Genomic DNA, 17,673 nt, shown 5'->3' on the forward strand with positions numbered 1-17,673 from the left:
GTTCAGCGATGTCCAAAATCCGGGTCCGGAACCGGCCCCCGGGCGGCAAACGACCTAGGAATACGCGGATTTCTAGTCAAGAGGACCTGCAAAAATTTTTGCGCTACTTCAAGGTTCTTGTCCGGATCCTTTGGATGTGCCGCCGTCCCTGTCACGCCTGCTTGGCGGGCGAGGTGCATCGGCTTGGGCCCGCAAATCTCGAGAGCCGCCCTTACTGGTCATTTCCATGTGAGGATGATCCCATATAGCCCCTTGAGGTCCGCTTTGGGTCAAAAGCTGCCCTGCGCAACTTCAAGAGGCCTCCCGCTCAGCTTTCGAAAGCAGACCATGCGAGGCCAATCCCCGTGGCGCATTTCCGAGCTCAGATCGCGATGCGAACTCGCGGGAAGCAAGGAATGTGGGGGCACCGTCACTGGACGCTGAATACCGGATGTTGACCCGCGCGACGGTGCTCGCCAAAACAACGAGCCTCCATTCGGAGTGCTGGTGTCAACGCGCAGGCCAAAGCCGCTCGCTCAGGCGGCGCTGACAGTCTGGAGTTCAGCCGCCAGGAACTGTCTCTCAAACGCCTCGGCGGGCATCGGACGGCCGAAGAAATAGCCCTGCCCTTCCTCGCATCCCATGCTGACCAGGAAGTCGGCGGTTGCGCGGTTCTCGATGCCTTCGGCCACGACGGTGAGACCGAGCTGCTTGCTGAGGCCGATGGTCGAGCCGACGATGGCGGCGTCGTCGGAATTCGACAAAAGACCAAAGACGAACGACCGGTCGATCTTGAGACCGTCGAGCGGAAATTTCTTGAGATAGCTCAGGCTCGCATAACCGGTGCCGAAATCATCGAACAGGATCCGGACGCCGAGCTCCTGAATTCGCTTGAACATTTCGAGCACGCGGCGCTCGTCATGCAGCAGGATGTCTTCGGTGACTTCGATCTCGAGCAGCGACGGCGTCAGCCCGGTCTCTTCGAGCAGTGCTGCAACGGAATGCGCGAGGTCGCCGGACTGAAGCTGCGAGGGCGAGAGGTTGATCGCGACGCGCACATCGCTGCCCGACAATTCCCAGGCTCGCGCCTGGCGGCAGGCGGTCTCCATCACCCAGTTCGCGATCCGCTCCGACAGCGCAGAGGTGTTGACAACAGGCATGAATTCGGCCGGCGAGACGTAGCCGCGCACCGGATGCCGCCAGCGGATCAGCGCCTCGGCCCCGACCAGGCTGCCGTCGATCAGACGAACTTGCGGCTGGTAGAACAGCTCGAATTCGCTGCGGTCGGCGGCAAGCGCCAGCTCGCCCTCCAGCCTCAAGCGGTTCTCGAGCTCCTGCCGGATCGCGGCTTCGAATACGACGTGGCCGCCGCGCCTGGTCGCCTTGGCTTTCGTCAGCGCTAGATGGCCGTTGCTCAGGAGGTCATCGGCGTTGCTCCCGCCTTCAGGATAGACGGCGACGCCAACGCTGATCTTGACCCGGTGCTGGCGCGTGCCGGTTGCGAGAGGGGCTTCGAACGCGCGCGCGATTCGCTCGGTCACCGCCGCGACCGGCTCGGTGATCTCTGCGCAATCGATCGCGATGGCAAATTCGTCCCCGCTGAGCCGGGCGACGATCGCCTTCCCACCGACTTCGCTCCGGAGCCGCTCGGCGACCGCGCGCAGCACCAGATCGCCGGCGGAGTGCCCTAGCATGTTATTGATCTCTTGGAAGCCGTCGAGCCCGAGCACGAGCAACGCGACGCTCGAAGACCGTCGCTCCGCCGCGGCGATCAGATCGGTCAGGCCCACATGCAGCATGTTCCGGTTGGCCAGCCCCGTCAGCGCGTCATGTTCGGCGAGATATCGAATGCGTTCGGCTTCACGTTTGCGCACGGAGATATCGCGCAGGATGGCACCATATTGAAAGCCGTCCGTTCCCTGCCAGCCCGAAAAGCTCGCCTCGACCGGGAAGGTTTCGCCGTTCTTGCGCCGGCCTTCGAACTCGACGACGACGGCGCCGCCCGGAACCAGGAGCGCCTGGCGCGCGGCGTCGTGCATGGACGGTCTTGCACCGGCGTGTGCCGGCAAAGCGCACAGCGTTTCGAACGGGCGGCCGATGATCTCGGCCGGCATGTAGCCGAAGATCGCGCTGGCGCCGGGATTCCAGACCGTGATGCGGTGATCCTCGTCGGTGCAGACCAGCCCGTCGCCGAGCGACATCGCGATGCGATGAAAGCGGCTCTCGGCGATGCGTCCGAGCAGGCTGCGGAAGTCGATTTCGTCGAGCGCAATCGCGGTCAGGTAAGCGACGATGGCGATGTGGAACAGCGACGTATCGATGACCAGGGGCCATCTTGCCTGCACAAGGATTGCAGCCAGCTCGACCACCGCCCCGGCTGCGATCAGGATTGCGACGCGAAGTCCTGGCGCGATACGGCGCCACGAATACAGCATCAGCAGGCAGATTGCGCCCAGTCCGACCACCATGCCGACATCGGAGGTCCAGCGCAGGGTCCGGTTCTGAAGGATCGATTCAGCGGCGAGCGCCTGGAGGACTGGCCCCGAGATGATACTGCCGTTGGGAACGCTGAAACGGTCGCCGAGCTCGAGCGCCGTGGCGCCAATGATGACCTTCTTGCCTTTCAGCTTGTCGAGCGTGGCGCGATCGCCACGCAGCACGTCGACATAGGAGACGGCGGGAATGGAGGGCGCGCGAATGCTGAAATCGATCAGAAAGGGCGGTCGCCGATTGGCGTCCTGGCCCGCCAGCACGACGGCCATCGAAGGCATGAAAGCGTCGCCGAGCTTCTCGCCGAACGGATAGCGGCGAACCAGCCCGTCGGATTCGATTGCGACATTGACGAGAGCCGGCCACGACTGGTTGCTGAACGCCTTCAGCGGCCGGTTGACGTGGGCCGGGCCGCCCCTCGGTGTCGGCTGCTTGAAGGATGGCAGGATCGTCGAACCGCCGGCGTCTCGCAATGCCTTGGCGAAGGCCGCGTCGGAGGCGGGATCCGACGGCGTGCTGAAATCGACATCGAAGGCAACCTCCTGCGCGCCTGCCGCTTCCAGCCTTTGCAGCATTTCGGCATGCAGACGCCGCGGCCAGGGCCACACCCCGATCTGGTCGATCGACGGCGCATCGATACCGACCACGACGATGTCGCCGGTGGCCGCACGCGTTTGCCACTTGAATCGAAGATCGGTGAGCGCATTGCGAAGCGCAGCGTGCCAGCCCGTGGACAACACCACCGCGAGCGCGATCACGACAAGAATATGCGGCCGATAGCGTTTCACCCGAGCCTCCCCCCACACCCGCCCCGACGGACGCGTCCACCTAGAGTTCAGCGTCTGCCGTGCCCATTGCTGCCATTTCCGTGGCCGTGGCCGTTGTTGCCTCTGCCATTGCCGGTGGCGCCGTTGTCGGCATGGCTGCTGTTACCGTGACCGTTGCTGCCGCCGTTACCGCTATTGTTTTGATTGCCGCCGTTGCCGCTGTTGCCGCCATTGCCGTTGTTGTTACCCGAATTACCGTTGCCACCGTCCTTTCCGTTGTTTGCTCGCGGGGCATCGCTGGATGCGCCGGCCGTCGTTGCGGCGATCGTGGCGTTCGCGCTGGCGGCACCGCTGCTTGCCGCACCGTTGGATGCAGCCGGGCTCGTCTGGCCATCGTTCCAGACCGTCTGACTGTCGCCCCTGGCATTCGCGTTACGTGCCTGCCCCGGCGGAACGCCGCCGTGCGCAAGGCCGCGCGTCGCCTTGTGGACGTTCAGCTTGACCTCTCCCAGCGCGGCCGAAATGCGCACGGCTCCTGCCTTGGGGGCATGCCCCCCGGCCGCCTGCCCCGAGGCCTTGGGTGCGCCGGCCGCCTTGCTTCCCTTGTCGACTGGGCCGAGCGCATGGATGGCATGGCCATTGGCCGCATGGCGCGGCGCCGACAGGCCCGACTTCGGCACTGGGACACGCTCGATCGTGGGTGCACGGGGCTTGCCCTGCTCGATCGGATTGAGCGTCCCAGCACCGCTGAGGCTGAGACCGGGCTTGCCGTGTTCGAACACGGTGGCCGCTTGTCCGGGCATCACTTGCGCAATCTGTCCCGTCTTGAAATCGGAGACTTCGACCTGGCCGAGCAGCACGCCGACCTTGGTGCTGCCGGCACCGACCGTGACGCTGAACTGCGTTCCCTTGACCACGGCGGCGAGATAGGGCGTCTCGACCTCGAAATGCTTGACGTTGCGCTTCTCGACCTCGAGCAGGATCGAACCCGCCTGCTGGATGATGGTGGTCGACAGGCCGTCCTTCTTCTCGGCCGGCAGGCCCACCACCGAATTGGGAGAGATCAGGATCGTTTCCTCGCCGCGGACGAGGAGTACGCGCCCGTTGCGACCGGTGCGAATGGTATCGCCAGGTTTCAGCGTTCCTTCTGACGTCAACGACACTTGCTGGGCGCCGCTCGTGGCAAGCCAGACCTCGCCCGAGGATTTGCTGACGGACCACACACCGTCGTCCGCCGCGAATGCGCTGGAAGCCGTTCCCAGGATCAGCGCCGCCGCGAGGGCGCGCCGCACTCCAACTCTGCCGAACATGATGATCCTCAGCCCGCGTTTACAGCCAAGCCTGAGGGGTATCCGAAATCACTCAAGATAGGATTATCGGAAAGCGGCCAGCGGAGCGGCCGGATTAACCAATCGTTGACCATAAAAACCTATGAAAAATCATGCGGCTAACGAACCCTTACCGCCCCGTGGCAGATCCTCCGTCGAACTACGGAGACAAAGTCGACGCGCGCGGTGAGAAGCGGCATCTCCTTACCGCATTGGTATCGGCGGCAGTAATTTTCGCGGCGACTCCAGCGGCACTCGCTCAACAGGCGAACCAGCCGGGCTTCGATCCGCGCCAGCCCGAGAAATATTTTGATAACCAGACCGAGCAGGAATCGCTCGGCCGGCCGCCGGTCCGGTTGCCGAGCGTCGGACAGCCCACGACGGGCGGCGATACCAAGCCGCAATTCGTGCTGCGCGGCGTCAGCGTCGGCGGCGCCCATGCGGTTTCCCCTGATCGCATCGCCGCTGTCTACCAGCCTTATCTCGGCCGGAAGGTCTCGCAGGCGGATCTGGCCGCGATCGCAGGCGCCATCAGCGACCTCTACCGCGAAGCTGGCTTTCATCTGAGCCGCGCCATCGTGCCACCACAAGACATCGCCGACGGCCGTGTCCGGATTCAGGTCCTGGAAGGTGCGATCGTGCAGGCCGAGCTGAAGGGCGACGGTGCAGAGCGGTTCGGCATAAGGCCGATGCTGGCGCCGGTTCTGACCGAACATCCTTCGCGACTGGCAACGCTCGAACGCCAGCTCTTCCTGATCAATGGCAGGCCGGGCGTCCGGATCACCGACACTGCGCTGGAGGAGATCGGCGGTACGACGGGCCGCTTCCGCCTGACCATCTACTTGAAAACCTGGCACGTCTTCTCCTCGTTCGGCCTCGACAATCTCGGATCCTCGTCGGTCGGTCCCTGGCAAACCTACGCCACCGGCGCGTTCAACTCTTACCTCACGCCCGGCGATGCATTGGCGGTCAACCTGTCGACCATTGCCAACGACCCCCGCCAACTCGGCTTCGCACGGCTGTCGTACGATGCGCCCGTCGGCGTCGACGGTGTCCGCCTGGGTGCTTCCGTGCTGTACAGCGCGGTAAGGCCGGGCGATATGCGTCGGCTCGATAGCGACATCACCACGACCCACGCGTTCGAGCTGCGTGCCAGCATGGTCCCGTTGCAGTCGCAATCCTCCACGCTCACGCTGACCGCCGCCACGACCTTCAGCAATGTGTCCGAGCATGATCTTTACGGGCCCTGGTACAACGATCACATCAGGACGGCGAGCCTGACCGCCGACTACCGGCTATTGGATCCTTTTGGCGGAACCAATTTCGCGACTCTGACCTATCGTCAGGGGCTCGACGTTTTTGGCGCCTCACATTTCGAGGACGATCTGTTGTCACGCGACGGAGCCTCCTCGAACTTCTCGGTCCTGAACCTCTGGTTCACGCGCTACCAGACACTCAACGATGTCTGGTCGCTCAAGCTCGCTGCCGCGAGCCAGACGGCGTCGCGCCCGCTGTTCACTTCGCAACAATTCTATCTCGGCGGCGCGGCCTTCGGCCGTGGCTATGGCGCAGCCGAGATCAGCGGCGACAACGGCCTTGCCGGCTCGCTCGAGCTGCGCTTCGACCAGAAGCTCAATTTCCGCTACTGGACCGGCTACCAGCTCTACGCCTTTGGCGACGCTGGCGCAGTCTGGAACCACGGTTATCGCCTGAGCGACGGGCTGTCGCTGACATCGGCCGGAGCCGGTGTGCGCTTCTTCCTGCCGGACGACCTCCAGGCCGATTTCGGCGTCGCCGTCCCCTTAAGCTACCGGGCGCCGGACAACGAGCGTCGCAGCCCACGCTTTCTTTTCACGCTGTCGAGCGCGTTCCGGCTCTGCCCCGATCGCGGCCGGGCGAGCTGTCTCTAGCCGCCCGGTCCTTCGGGCGGGATGTCGCATCCTGACAGCTTTTCCCCGCGGCCATCCTTCGAGACTCCCGCTTGAGGCGGGCTCCTCAGAATGAGGCCGGAGTGCGCGGCCGGAGTTTCCACGGGCACAGACGCTGATGAGCCTCATCGTGAGGAGACGCTCGACCGCTTCCTGCGTGACAGCGCCAGCAGCGCGTTCACGCCTGCGGATACGAAGAGCCCAATGATCATGAACCCGGGCGACTATTGGCCGGGACGCTTTGCGGCAGATCAAGGCGGCTCCGACACGGCACGGTAAGAAACCACATGCTGTCGGAGAGACACGTGTCGCACTATACCGGAAGTCTTGGTACGAAAAGCCTTGTTCCGAAGGGCCTGCCCGCGGCGAGAGTGCCGGCATTCATGCGGCATCTCTATCGTTCGACCCGCAGGCTGCTGCGCTCGATCGTCGCTCGCATCGATCTCTCGCAATTTCCAGGATCCTGCTGCGGATGAGCGCGGCAGCCGCAAGCGAATGCAGAAAGATTGCCCTATGCTCCGACATGTGAGACGGATTTTCCTGCTGCTTGGCCTCGTCTCTGGCTTCGGCTCGTCGTCCGCTCTCGGTGCTGATGCCGGTCACGGCGCCGAACTCGCCAGGCGCTGGTGCGCGAGCTGCCATGTCGTGGCGAACGGACAGGCTCAGGCGAGCGCCGACGTCCCTTCCTTTGCGTCCGTCGCGCGTAGGCCGGATTTCAGTGCGGAGAGGCTCGCATTCTTCCTGCTCGATCCGCACCCGAAGATGCCGAATTTTCCCCTGAGCCGAACCGAAGCCGGCGATATCGCGGCCTACATCGCATCGCTGCGTTAGATGCCTGATCGGCCGCCGAAGGCCGCGCTCGCGCAAACCGAGCGGCGCGCTTTTCCGAAATCAGCAATAGTCTGAGCTTCATCCCGGATGGTCACGCCGGGCTGCACGAAGGCTGCAAATGCAAATCCCTGCCGGTGGACCGGCAGGGATCAGCAGAAAGGATGACAGACGGCGAATGAGATCATTCGGTGGCCCATCATGGACCTGCACCGGTATCGAAGCGCGGATCTTCAAGTCATACAAGATCAATTTGTGGGCACGCTGTACACAGACCGAAAATCAGGACTTGCCCTTGCCGGGTGGCATGAGACTGCCGGTCATCTGACGCATGTGATCTCCGGCGCTGGTGAACTGACTGCGGAGGAAATCGGATTGGATTCGCATCGCCTCCTGGAGGTCGGTGGCATGCACCAGCTTGCGCGCATGCTCGAAGGCCGACTTCATGTTCTGCTCCGTGAAAGCCAACGCCTGCTTCGACACCTCTGTCCCCGCCCCCGGAACGGACGACATCGATTTGGTCGCCGCTTCAAAGAACATGCCGAAGGCCTTTTCGGCCTGGTCGATGGTCTTCTCGGCCAAATCACGCAGTTCAGCCGGAACTTCGATTTTCGGTTCGATCATGGTCTCGCTCCTCCCTTTTTCCGTCTGAATACCACATTTGCCTGACCGCCATCCAGCCGCCAGCGCTCCGGCGAACGATGCCGGGGAGCCTGCTCTGGCAGGAAAATGGGCAGGATGGGCGCGCGGCCGGGCTCTAGGATAAGGGGTGCTCGGGAAGAGCTTCGTCGGTGGCGAGATCTTCGACCAGCTTGATCACCTCGAAGCGCTGTCGCGGCGCGAGCTTCAGGAAGGCCCGGAGCAGGCGCAGACTTTCCACGGTGCTGCCTGCAGGCACACCGAGCTTGAGATGCAGCTCAGCCGCGAAATTGAGGTTTTTCATCTCGCACCTATGACAAGCATCGGTCGTGATCCGCTCGAGAACCGAACGCCGCAACAGAACTATGGCGACGAACGTTCGGCCGAAGGGACCCGCCGGGTTGCAGGCTGAACCGCGTCCAAACGACGGCTTCCATCTGGTTGCAACTATGCCAAGCAACAACCCATCCGGCAAGCCCAACCGTGGGTATAGCGATGCTTGGTCTGCATCGCGCCACAGCGTTTTCCGGATAACAGGAATATCGATCGCCGTCACCCACCTGCGTCAAGAAGCGTCATCAATCACGCGCACAGCCCCTCTTGCTGTCAATCAACACGGGGTTTCGTCGTGTTTCCGATGTTAAATGCACGTTAGCGCGCACGAATTGGCGATTCTTCAGCAAGATACACGCATTTGTTGAATCCGTCCCGGCGGTTGCATTAGGCGCGTGAAAGTCGATCTGGCGGCCGGTCCACCGTGAACCGCCGTCCACGCGCGAGCGACCAAGCCATTGCGGCACGGCCACGCAGACACGGGCGCCATGGCTGAAAACTCTTCGATTTGGGCGCGCCTCAGCACCAAAAGGACGACGGCATGCTTTCTCGCTGCGATCTCATCAAGGGCGCCGCAATCGCGCTTCTCACCCTCTCGACACACGGCGCATGGGCGCAGGAGACCAAGATGAACCTGTTCAAGATCGTCACCGTCAAGGACGAAATCGTCGTCGGACTGTCGACGCAGGAGCTTCAGGCGCTCGGCGGCAATGATGCGAGCGCCGTTGCGCACGCGCTGGCACAGAAGGGCGATCTCACCGTTTGGCAATACAACGTGCATCGTGGCCCCAACGGCGAATTACAGCAGGCACCGACAGCCAAGATCGGGCTGCTGGCCCATGCCTCGCTGCGCGTCGAGCCCTACACCACGCCCTACCAGATCGTCCCTCACCCGTAAGCAATGGGCGGGACGCCGGCGGCCGAGACCGCCGACGCTCCGCAATCATCCACGTCGGCCCCCGCGCGCCGTTCCCGTCTCCGTCGCGAAACCGTAGATCAGCGCCAGCCGGTCCAGGCATTCGCGAAAACGCCGCGCGAAGTAATCGTTCCAGCGTTGCGTGCGGACGGCACGACGCTGCCCAACCTGATCCATGGTCAGACCCAGCACCAGCACGTCGTGCACCAGCGCGGCGCCGTCGGTGCCGAGCTCTCGTTCGATCCTGTTGAGCCGCAGCACCGCCTGGCGCTGGCTTTCGGTGACGACCTCACGCGTGCCCGTCCCATCGACATATTCGCGCGTCGTATCCACCGCCTGCGGGCCGCGCTCCGCCCGCTCCCAATCGTTCTGGAAGGCGCGGCCGCCGCGGTACTGCGCCTCGTCGATCTGATGGTGCGCGTGCAGCCGGCCAAGCGGATCGCCGCGGACCGACCGGATCGCCAGGATCTTCTCGCCGGAATCGAGCGCGAGCGGATTGTCGACCTCCACCTCCGCGATCTCGGCGTTGAACGGCACCTCCCGCGACCGCCGGTCGTAGATCTGCGCCAATTTGTAGGACTTGTTGCGTCGGGCATGAGCCACTCGGATCTCCTTGCAAGACTGAGAGTTGAACGGAGGGCGGCACCGTCAGAGCGCCGAGACCAGCTTCAGCACGACCGGGCCTGCGGCACGGGCCGCCGACGCAGCCTCGGAACGGCGCGACAGACGGCCATGCGGCGCGCAATAGCTCGAGCCCGGCTGGCGCGGGTGGCCGCAGAAGGTGATCTCCTCACCGTCCTTGTCGCCGCCATAAGGATAGCGGCAGTCGGCCGGCTCGAGCTCGACCAATTGGATCAGGCGCGGCTGGATGCCGACACAGCGCAACTTCACCCGCGCCGCAGGCTTCATGGCGGACTTCGGCGGCAGATTGAGGCTCGGCCACGCCACCCGGCGCGGCGAAAGCAGGCTTGGTTCACCAGGCAAGGGCGGCGCGAGCGCCGGGCTCGTCATCCATTGCGGCACGATGAGCCGGAGCCGCTTGGCGCGGCCGACCACCGCGCTGCGCGTATAAGCCGTTCCAAACCTTGCGTTTATCTGTCTTCCGATCTCCGCATAAGACATGCCTTTGTGAAAATAGTCGCGAAGCGCGTCGGAGTGCTCCGACGGCCAATGGCCCGGTTCCATGCTGCTGTCCTGTGATGCGCCTCCACCCGGGAGGCGAAACGCACATTCCGTTATTCCGAATATAGAGTCAAGCCGTATTTCTGATATTCATAATTGCATCAATTCCGAATTTCGGATTACAAGAGGCGAGACGGTGCGCAATCGAGGGAATCACCATGTTGGACGTAGCAATGATCGAGCGGGGCCTGGAGAAGACGGGCAAGAGCAAGGGCGGCCTGGCTGCGGCCATGGGCGTGCGGCCCGGCGCGGTCTCGGAGATTCTCGGCGGCGAGCGCCTGGTGAAGGCCTCGGAGATCATTCCGATCATGGAATATCTCGAGCTCAATCTCGCGCCGATCATGGGGCGCGTCGGAGCCGGCGCCGTGATCGAGCCGGACTACGAACAGGTTCCGCCGGAAGGTCTCGGCGACGTCGCGTTGCCCTTCCCGATCATGGAAGAGACGATCGCATTCGAGATCGTGGGCGATTCGATGCTGCCCAAATACGAAAGCGGCGACGTGATCGTCGTCTACAAGGACCAGCGCCACCCGCTGTCGAGCTTCTACGGCGAAGAGGCAGTGGTCCGCCTCAAGACCGGCGAGCGCTATCTGAAGACCATCGAGCGGGGCAAATCTCCCTCAGTGGTCAACCTCACGAGCTTCAATGCCAAGCCGATCGTCGGCGTCAAGCTTGACTGGGTCGGGGAGATCTGCCTGTCCATGCCCAAGGGACAGCTTGAGCGGCTGCGTGCGAAGTCGGCGCGGCCGCGCAAGAAGGGCAAATGAGAGCCGCCGCTTCTGATTAATAGAAATCACACTTGACATAGTTCCGATTTTCGGAAATAATCTGCCGCGTCCCGACCATGGGGCGCGGCAGGGTCGTTTCATGCAATACTTCGTCGTGATGATCGATTACGGACGGCGGGGCCGCGAGGCGGTCGTCGATCCCGAAATCACCCGGCGCGAGGTCATTTCCCGCCTCGCCTCGGGTGAGTATCGGAACGTCTCGTTCATCCACGAGATCGTGGAGAACTCGGTCGAAGATGTCACCGCGGCCATCCTGGCCGAGGCGGCCCTCCCACGGATCGAGCCCGAGGACGTCGATCTCCAGGCAATCCGCCTCGATCACGTCCGCGATCTGCGCAAGCACGAGAGGACGTGACGCAGGCCTAGAGCATGATCCGGACCTGAAGGGCCGCGTTAGCGCAAAGTGTGCAGCGGTTTTCCGAAACGATCATGATCAATCAACAGCGTAAAGCGCGATGACGTGACGATTCATCCTAATCGCATCGCGCTTTAGAGCTCGCGCCACCGTCCCGTTGGGCATTACACCAGGAGAACGGTCGATCCCGTGGTCTTGCGTGCCGCAAGATCGGCATGCGCCTTGGCGGCGTCCTTCAGCGGGTAGGTCTGGTGCACCTCGATCTTGACCGCGCCGGACTTGACGACGTCGAACAGCTCATTCGCCATCGCCACCAGATTTTCGCGCTTGGCGGCGTAGGTAAACAGCGTCGGACGCGTGACGTAGAGCGAGCCCTTCTGGGCGAGCAGGCCAAGATTAAGCGGCTCCACCGCGCCGGAGGACTGGCCGAACAGCGCGGCGACGCCGAGCGGGGCGAGGCAATCCAGCGATTTCAGGAACGTGTCCTTGCCGACGGAGTCGTAAACCACTGGCACTTTCTTGCCGCCGGTGATCTCGTCGACCCGCTTCACGAAATCTTCCCTTGTATAGATGATGACATGGTCGCAGCCATGCGCCTTGGCGAGCTTCGCCTTCTCGTCGTTGCTGACGGTGCCGATCACGGTCGCGCCGAGATGCTTGGCCCACTGGCTCAAGATCAGGCCGACACCGCCGGCGGCCGCATGCAGCAGGATGGTATCGCCGGCTTTCACCCGATAGGTCTGGCGGATCAGATATTGCGTGGTGAGCCCCTTGAGCATCATCGCCGCCGCCGTCTTGTCGTCGACGCCGTCGGGCAATTTCAACAGCCGGTCGGCGGGGATCAACCGCGCCTCCGCATACGCCCCGAGCGGCGAGGCGCCATAAGCGACGCGATCGCCCGGCTTCAGATCGCTGACGCCAGGCCCGACCTCTTCGACGACGCCAGCCGCCTCGCTGCCGAGCCCGCTCGGCAGTTGCGCCGGATAGAGGCCGGAACGGTTATAGATGTCGACGAAATTGAGGCCGACCGCGGTGTGGCGGATGCGCGCCTCGCCGGGCCCAGGTTTGCCGACGCTGACCTCCTCCCAGACCAGGACTTCCGGACCGCCGGTTTTGTGAAAGCGAATGGCATGCGTCATGGGCGTGCTCCTTTATCGTTGAAATGAAAGTTCGAACACCGGATCGGCCTGTGAAATAGGCATTTGGTCCGCCCGTTACAGTATAGAAGCCGTAACAAGAATGTCACAGCGAACCACAAACAGCCGCCGTTCCGCCTCCGTTCGAAAGAGTTGATGAGGGCCCCGCGGCGACCCGCAGTAGCCTTGCGCGGGGTTTGATGGTCGCCTGCGAAGGAGAGCCGAGATGCCAGCTTACGTTCAGCATCATCAGGACGTCGAAATCGCGCCAGTGAATTGCCCTACCTGTATGGGGTTCCTGCCGATGTATGTGCGCGAGGTCGAGCCGCATTGGAGCCTAGCCAAGATCGACTTCGTCTATGAATGCGCCGATTGCGGCGCCGAGCTCAGGCAGACGATCCGCAAGCCGGAGCTGCTGCGGCACTGATCGCGCCAACAGCGAAGCGCTTAACTATTTGCGCTTAGCGGAAAAAACGCCGTTCACGCGGGTCAGATGTCTCCCAAACGTGGCTTGTCCTTTGCCTGGAACGCAGGCAGAACAAGCCTCACGCAAGACCTTTGGGAGCGGCTTTCGTGGCTGATCAGAAGGCCTCGACCTCGATCGAGGCAGTGGAGAGCGGCCTCGCCGCGCAGGGCTACATCGCGAGCCGGCAGATCGCGACTGCCGTCTATTTGTCGCAGCAGATCGAGAAGCCGATCCTGGTCGAGGGCCCCGCGGGCGTCGGCAAGACCGAGCTCGCCAAGGCGATCGCGGCTTGGCGCGGCATGAAGATGATTCGCCTGCAATGCTATGAGGGCCTCGACGAGGCCAAGGCGCTCTACGAGTGGAAATACGCCAAGCAGCTTCTCTACACGCAGATCCTCAAGGACAAGCTCGGCGAGGTTCTCGGCGGCGCGCAGACGCTGCATGCCGCGCTCGACCAGCTCCACGATTTCGGCGACGTGTTCTTCTCCAAGGAATTCGTCGAGCCGCGGCCGCTGCTCCAGGCGCTTGAGCAGCCGGGCGGCTGCGTGCTCCTGATCGACGAGATCGACAAGTCGGACGCCGAATTCGAATCGCTGCTGCTGGAAATCCTGTCCGACTTCCAGGTCACGATCCCCGAGCTCGGAACCGTTTCGGCGATCACACCGCCAACGGTGATCCTCACCTCCAACAGCGAGCGCGACCTCGGCGATGCCCTGAAGCGACGCTGCCTGCATCTGCATATCGGCTTTCCCGAGCAGCGGCTCGAGGAGCGCATCGTCGAAAGCCGCGTGCCCGGCATCTCGCAGACGCTGCGGCGGCAGATGGTCGGCTTCATCCACGAGATCCGCTCGCTCGACCTGAAGAAGCTGCCCTCGGTCAGCGAGACCATCGACTGGGCGCGTGTGCTGGTGCTGCTCCAGGCTTCCGAACTCGATACTGAGATCGTCAAGGACACGCTCAACGTGCTCCTGAAATACGAAGCCGACATCGAGGCCGCGACGCCGCAGGTGACGACCTTCATTGCCAAGGCGGCCCGGTCCAACGTCTTCGGTTGACGCCGATGCGCGAAAATCTCCATCGCTTCTTTCGGGCGGCACGCGGGGCTGGCGTTCACGTCTCGCCGGCCGAAAGCATCGATGCGATGCGCGCCGTCGCGCAGGTCGGCATCTCCGACCGCGCCGTGCTACGCGATGCGCTGCTGCTGACGCTCGCCAAGTCGCAGGACGAGAAGCTCGCGCTCGGCGACTGCTTTGATCTGTTCTTCAGCCAGCCGGAGCCGCGACAGGAGCAGCCTGAGGCTGCCGGCGAAGACGATGCTGCGCAAGGCGAGGATCAGCCGCCCTCCGCCGGCTCGGCGAGCGAGGCGGGCGAAGGTCAGCCTTCCCAGGGCCTGGGTCCCTTGGCGCAGATGCTATTGTCGCAGGATCGCAACGCGATCGCTGCCGCGATTGCCAGCGCCTCCGGCGCGGCCTCCCTGTCCGACATCCGCTACTCCACCCAGCGCGGCATATTCTCCAGCCGCATCCTCGACGCCATGGGCCTCCAGCGCCTGCGCGACGATCTCGACCAGCTGACCGCGACCAACCCGTCGCTGGCCGAGCGACTGCGCGCCGCGCTCGACGCCTTGCGCGAAGCCGTGCGCGATACGGTCTCGCAAGGGCTCGCACTCTATGCCCGCGAGGAGGCCGAGAACCTCCGCAACGAGATCCTGCGCAACGCGCCGCTTGCCCGCATCGAGCGGCGCCAGGTCGCCGAGATGCGTGCCCTCATCCGCCAGATCGCACGCCGGCTGCGCGAGCGCTATTCCAAGCCGCGCAAGCGCCAGCGCCGCGGCCATCTCGACGTTCGCCGCACGCTCCGCCGCAACGCAGCCTGGGGCGGCGTGCCCTTCCTCACGGCATGGAAGCGCAAGCATCGCGACAGGCCGAAGATCGTCGCGCTGTGCGACGTCTCGGGCTCCGTTGCGCAAGTCTCGGACTTCTTCCTGCTGCTGATCCACTCGCTGCACGAGGTGGTCGACGACGTCCGCTCCTTCGCGTTCTCTTCGCACCTGATCGAGGTCAGCGAGATCCTGGAGACGAAGTCGCCGGAGGAGGCGATGTCCGAGATCATGTCCAAGGTCGGTTTCGGCTCGTCGGATTACGGCGCCTCGTTGGTCGATTTCGAGAAGGAGTTCATGAGCGCGCTGACGCCGCAGACCACGGTGATCGTGCTCGGCGATGCCCGCAGCAACAATCTCGACCCACGCGCCGACATTTTGCGCCGGATCTCCGAGCGTTCGAAGCGGTTGGTCTGGCTCAATCCCGAGGGGCGGCTCGCCTGGGGCTTTGGCGATTCCGAGATGCCGCGCTACGCAACCTTTTGCAGCGTCGTGCGCCAATGCGCCACCGCGCAACAGCTCGAACGCGCTGTTTCCGATATTGTGGCGACTTATCAATAAGCAATAACAGCCGCCTCCGTCAGGCGGCGTTCAGCTCGACCTGATTGCATTCCCGAAAGTGACGCGCGATTTCGTCGAGCGCGCGCTGCTCCCATTCTTCTGCCTGCGCCAGCCAGAACGGCCGGCGCTTCGAATCGAGCGCCGCGCGCTCTCGGCAAAGGAATTCCTGACTGCGAATTTCCACCAGCCTGTTCATGCACTCCACTCCGGCCGTGTGAAGCCATTCCCCGCAGGCCAAGGTAACAGAGTCCTCAATCTCCCGCCTCATCATTTCTGGGCATATCGCGACGCCAAATAGGACAGTGATGCTTGCCGTGCACTGCGGCAGCTCGCATCGCAACATCAAGTGCGGATCATCAATTAGTGATCGGAGAACGTGACGGTAGTCGTGCACTAACGACGTTAACTCTTGTGGCGCAACGAAGTGCCGCAATTTGTGAAGAGATGTTCTAAACAGCTGACCGAATTCCCGACTCATTGTCGTCGCATGGTCTTCATGCGGCGCCGCTAACAGGGGCACGCGAACCGGACGATCGGCTGAGGCACCATGAGCAACGATTTCGACCTTGATCTATCGACCGACCAGTGGGAAGCGCTAAAGGCGCTTCGCAACCCGGTGTCGAACGGTCGCCTCGCGAAGGCCTATCTCGTCGAAAGCCTCGCCAAGCTCGGCCTCGTTGTCATGAATGACGGCGTGCCTGCGATAACATCCACAGGACGCAAGGTGCTGGTGCGCGGCTCATGCCGGCTGCTCGATCTCGTGGCGTGACGAGATCGCCTGCTGCCGCGTAACTGCGCCATCGCCTGAAAAATAACCTTTAGCTCTTCATCGAAATCGGATTTGCTTCTTGCGACAAGATCTGGCGCGCGACGACGCTGCGCCAGACAGGCAAGGGAGCTGATCATGAACGGGCTTGGCGGGCTGAACAAATCCCCCAACGGTGTGGTTATCGGACTTGTGCAGCTGCAGCTGCCTAGCGTGGTGAGCGCGGCCGATCTCGCCAGGCAGACCGAGCGCATCGTCTGGATGGTCGGCAAGGCCCGCCGCAATCTCTCCACCATGGATCTGGTGGTCTTCCCCGAATACTCGCTGCACGGCCTGTCGATGGACACCAATCCGGAGATCATGTGTCGGCTTGACGGACCGGAGGTTGCGGCCTTCAAGCAGGCCTGTGTCGATAACAAGATCTGGGGCTGCTTCTCCATCATGGAGTTCAACCCGCATGGCAGTCCCTACAACTCGGGCCTGATCATCGACGATCACGGCGAGATCAAGCTCTACTATCGCAAACTTCATCCCTGGATTCCGGTCGAGCCGTGGGAGCCCGGCGACATCGGCATTCCCGTGATCGAGGGACCGAAGGGCGCGAAGATCGCGCTGATCATCTGCCATGACGGCATGTTCCCGGAGATGGCACGGGAATGCGCCTACAAAGGCGCGGAGATCATGATCCGCACCGCCGGCTACACCGCGCCGATCCGCGAAGCCTGGCGCTTCACCAACCAGGCCAATTCGTTTCAGAATCTGATGATCACCGCAAATGTCTGCATGTGCGGCTCGGACGGCTCGTTCGATTCCATGGGCGAAGGCATGATCGTCAATTTCGACGGCACGGTCCTGGCGCATGGTACGACCGGCCGTGCCGACGAGATCATCACCGCAGAGGTCCGGCCGGATCTCGTGCGCGAAGCCCGCATCAACTGGGGCGTCGAAAACAACATCTACCAGCTCTGGCACCGCGGCTATGTCGCGGTGAAGGGCGGCGCGATGGACTGCCCCTACACCTTCATGCAGGACATGGTCGCCGGCACCTTCCGATTGCCGTGGGAAAATCAGGTCAAGGTCACCGACGGCACCTCGTGCGGCTTCCCGGCCCCGACGCGGATGTTCGGCAAGACGGCGAAGGCGGCGGAATAACCTGGTTTCTCCGGTGAAACCGCGACAATCTGGCACCGTGGCCTGCGCGCTCGGCAACCTCGTCGGCAATTGCGTCGCAACCGTCGCGGTCGCGGCCTGGGAAGGCGATCTCGACCGGCCAAGGCGGCCAAGGTGCTGGAGGGCGGCGAGGTGGTCGACGTGACGGCGGGATAGAGGTTC

Annotated in this window: 18 protein-coding genes and 1 pseudogene; 11 read left to right on the forward strand and 8 right to left on the reverse strand. The window is 63.2% G+C overall.

Translation table 11 applies throughout. The annotated features are described in order from the left end of the window. Positions 1–515: 515 nt before the first annotated feature. Positions 516–3,257, reverse strand: coding sequence for an EAL domain-containing protein (locus tag I6F20_RS20610; RefSeq protein ID WP_225127613.1), 2,742 nt, complete (start codon positions 3,255–3,257; stop codon positions 516–518). A gap of 47 nt (positions 3,258–3,304) precedes the next feature. After that, positions 3,305–4,546 (reverse strand): FecR domain-containing protein, encoded by a 1,242-nt coding sequence (locus tag I6F20_RS20615; RefSeq protein ID WP_225127614.1) that lies wholly within the window; start codon positions 4,544–4,546, stop codon positions 3,305–3,307. 131 nt (positions 4,547–4,677) lie between these two features. Here I6F20_RS20615 and I6F20_RS20620 point away from each other — a divergent pair, with 131 nt between their 5' ends. Then, positions 4,678–6,474, forward strand: a complete 1,797-nt coding sequence (locus I6F20_RS20620) for a ShlB/FhaC/HecB family hemolysin secretion/activation protein (RefSeq protein WP_225127615.1) — start codon at positions 4,678–4,680, stop codon at positions 6,472–6,474. A gap of 531 nt (positions 6,475–7,005) precedes the next feature. After that, positions 7,006–7,323: a c-type cytochrome gene (locus tag I6F20_RS20625; RefSeq protein WP_036007678.1), complete on the forward strand. Its 318-nt coding sequence runs from the start codon at positions 7,006–7,008 to the stop codon at positions 7,321–7,323. Positions 7,324–7,602: 279 nt separating this feature from the next. Here the strand turns inward: I6F20_RS20625 and I6F20_RS20630 are convergent, their stop codons facing one another. Beyond that, entirely contained in the window at positions 7,603–7,944 is a 342-nt protein-coding gene (locus I6F20_RS20630) for a phasin (RefSeq protein ID WP_225127616.1), read from the reverse strand. 133 nt (positions 7,945–8,077) lie between these two features. Next, positions 8,078–8,263 (reverse strand): hypothetical protein, encoded by a 186-nt coding sequence (locus I6F20_RS20635; RefSeq protein WP_036007684.1) that lies wholly within the window; start codon positions 8,261–8,263, stop codon positions 8,078–8,080. 570 nt (positions 8,264–8,833) lie between these two features. Here I6F20_RS20635 and I6F20_RS20640 point away from each other — a divergent pair. After that, complete coding sequence (locus I6F20_RS20640; RefSeq protein WP_225127617.1) at positions 8,834–9,190, forward strand: hypothetical protein; 357 nt, start codon at positions 8,834–8,836, stop codon at positions 9,188–9,190. 45 nt (positions 9,191–9,235) lie between these two features. Here I6F20_RS20640 and I6F20_RS20645 read toward each other — a convergent pair whose 3' ends face one another. Together I6F20_RS20645 and I6F20_RS20650 are read right to left on the reverse strand one after the other, a co-directional pair. Next, positions 9,236–9,811: a hypothetical protein gene (locus I6F20_RS20645; RefSeq protein WP_225127618.1), complete on the reverse strand. Its 576-nt coding sequence runs from the start codon at positions 9,809–9,811 to the stop codon at positions 9,236–9,238. Positions 9,812–9,856: 45 nt separating this feature from the next. Next, entirely contained in the window at positions 9,857–10,393 is a 537-nt protein-coding gene (locus I6F20_RS20650; RefSeq protein WP_225127620.1) for a GcrA family cell cycle regulator, read from the reverse strand. A 155-nt stretch (positions 10,394–10,548) separates the two neighbouring features. Between I6F20_RS20650 and I6F20_RS20655 the strand changes: the two genes are divergently transcribed. Both I6F20_RS20655 and I6F20_RS20660 read left to right on the forward strand, forming a co-directional pair. Then, positions 10,549–11,157 carry a S24 family peptidase gene (locus tag I6F20_RS20655; RefSeq protein WP_036045323.1) on the forward strand — a complete coding sequence of 203 codons (609 nt, stop codon included), beginning with the start codon at positions 10,549–10,551 and terminating at the stop codon, positions 11,155–11,157. A gap of 100 nt (positions 11,158–11,257) precedes the next feature. Beyond that, a complete protein-coding gene (locus I6F20_RS20660) occupies positions 11,258–11,533 on the forward strand; it encodes a hypothetical protein (protein WP_057028627.1) in 276 nt (91 codons plus the stop codon). 164 nt (positions 11,534–11,697) lie between these two features. Here the strand turns inward: I6F20_RS20660 and I6F20_RS20665 are convergent, their stop codons facing one another. Beyond that, the gene (locus I6F20_RS20665) at positions 11,698–12,672 is read right to left on the reverse strand and encodes a quinone oxidoreductase family protein (RefSeq protein ID WP_036007700.1); all 975 of its coding nucleotides are present in this window, start codon (positions 12,670–12,672) and stop codon (positions 11,698–11,700) included. Between the two features lie 223 nt (positions 12,673–12,895). Between I6F20_RS20665 and I6F20_RS20670 the strand changes: the two genes are divergently transcribed. The 3 genes from I6F20_RS20670 to I6F20_RS20680 all read left to right on the forward strand — a co-directional run bounded on the left by I6F20_RS20670 (position 12,896) and on the right by I6F20_RS20680 (position 15,575). Next, complete coding sequence (locus I6F20_RS20670; RefSeq protein WP_036007702.1) at positions 12,896–13,096, forward strand: hypothetical protein; 201 nt, start codon at positions 12,896–12,898, stop codon at positions 13,094–13,096. A 146-nt stretch (positions 13,097–13,242) separates the two neighbouring features. After that, the gene (locus I6F20_RS20675) at positions 13,243–14,190 is read left to right on the forward strand and encodes an AAA family ATPase (protein WP_036007771.1); all 948 of its coding nucleotides are present in this window, start codon (positions 13,243–13,245) and stop codon (positions 14,188–14,190) included. 5 nt (positions 14,191–14,195) lie between these two features. After that, a complete protein-coding gene (locus I6F20_RS20680) occupies positions 14,196–15,575 on the forward strand; it encodes a vWA domain-containing protein (RefSeq protein ID WP_036007773.1) in 1,380 nt (459 codons plus the stop codon). Positions 15,576–15,594: 19 nt separating this feature from the next. On the opposite strand, the gene I6F20_RS20685 is transcribed toward I6F20_RS20680, so the two are convergent. Further along, a complete protein-coding gene (locus I6F20_RS20685; RefSeq protein ID WP_225127622.1) occupies positions 15,595–15,771 on the reverse strand; it encodes a hypothetical protein in 177 nt (58 codons plus the stop codon). Positions 15,772–16,122: 351 nt separating this feature from the next. On the opposite strand from I6F20_RS20685, the gene I6F20_RS20690 reads away from it, so the two are divergent. The 3 genes and pseudogenes from I6F20_RS20690 to I6F20_RS38180 form a co-directional block, all read left to right on the forward strand. Beyond that, positions 16,123–16,344 (forward strand): hypothetical protein, encoded by a 222-nt coding sequence (locus tag I6F20_RS20690; RefSeq protein ID WP_225127624.1) that lies wholly within the window; start codon positions 16,123–16,125, stop codon positions 16,342–16,344. A 135-nt stretch (positions 16,345–16,479) separates the two neighbouring features. Further along, complete coding sequence (locus I6F20_RS20695) at positions 16,480–17,493, forward strand: formamidase (protein ID WP_225127625.1); 1,014 nt, start codon at positions 16,480–16,482, stop codon at positions 17,491–17,493. A 37-nt stretch (positions 17,494–17,530) separates the two neighbouring features. Continuing rightward, positions 17,531–17,667 (forward strand): annotated as a pseudogene (locus tag I6F20_RS38180) (C4-dicarboxylate transporter DctA); the annotation flags it as partial. Between the last annotated feature and the right edge of the window lie 6 nt (positions 17,668–17,673).

Source organism: Bradyrhizobium sp. IC3123 (assembly GCF_020193625.1).
Taxonomy (GTDB): domain Bacteria; phylum Pseudomonadota; class Alphaproteobacteria; order Rhizobiales; family Xanthobacteraceae; genus Bradyrhizobium; species Bradyrhizobium yuanmingense.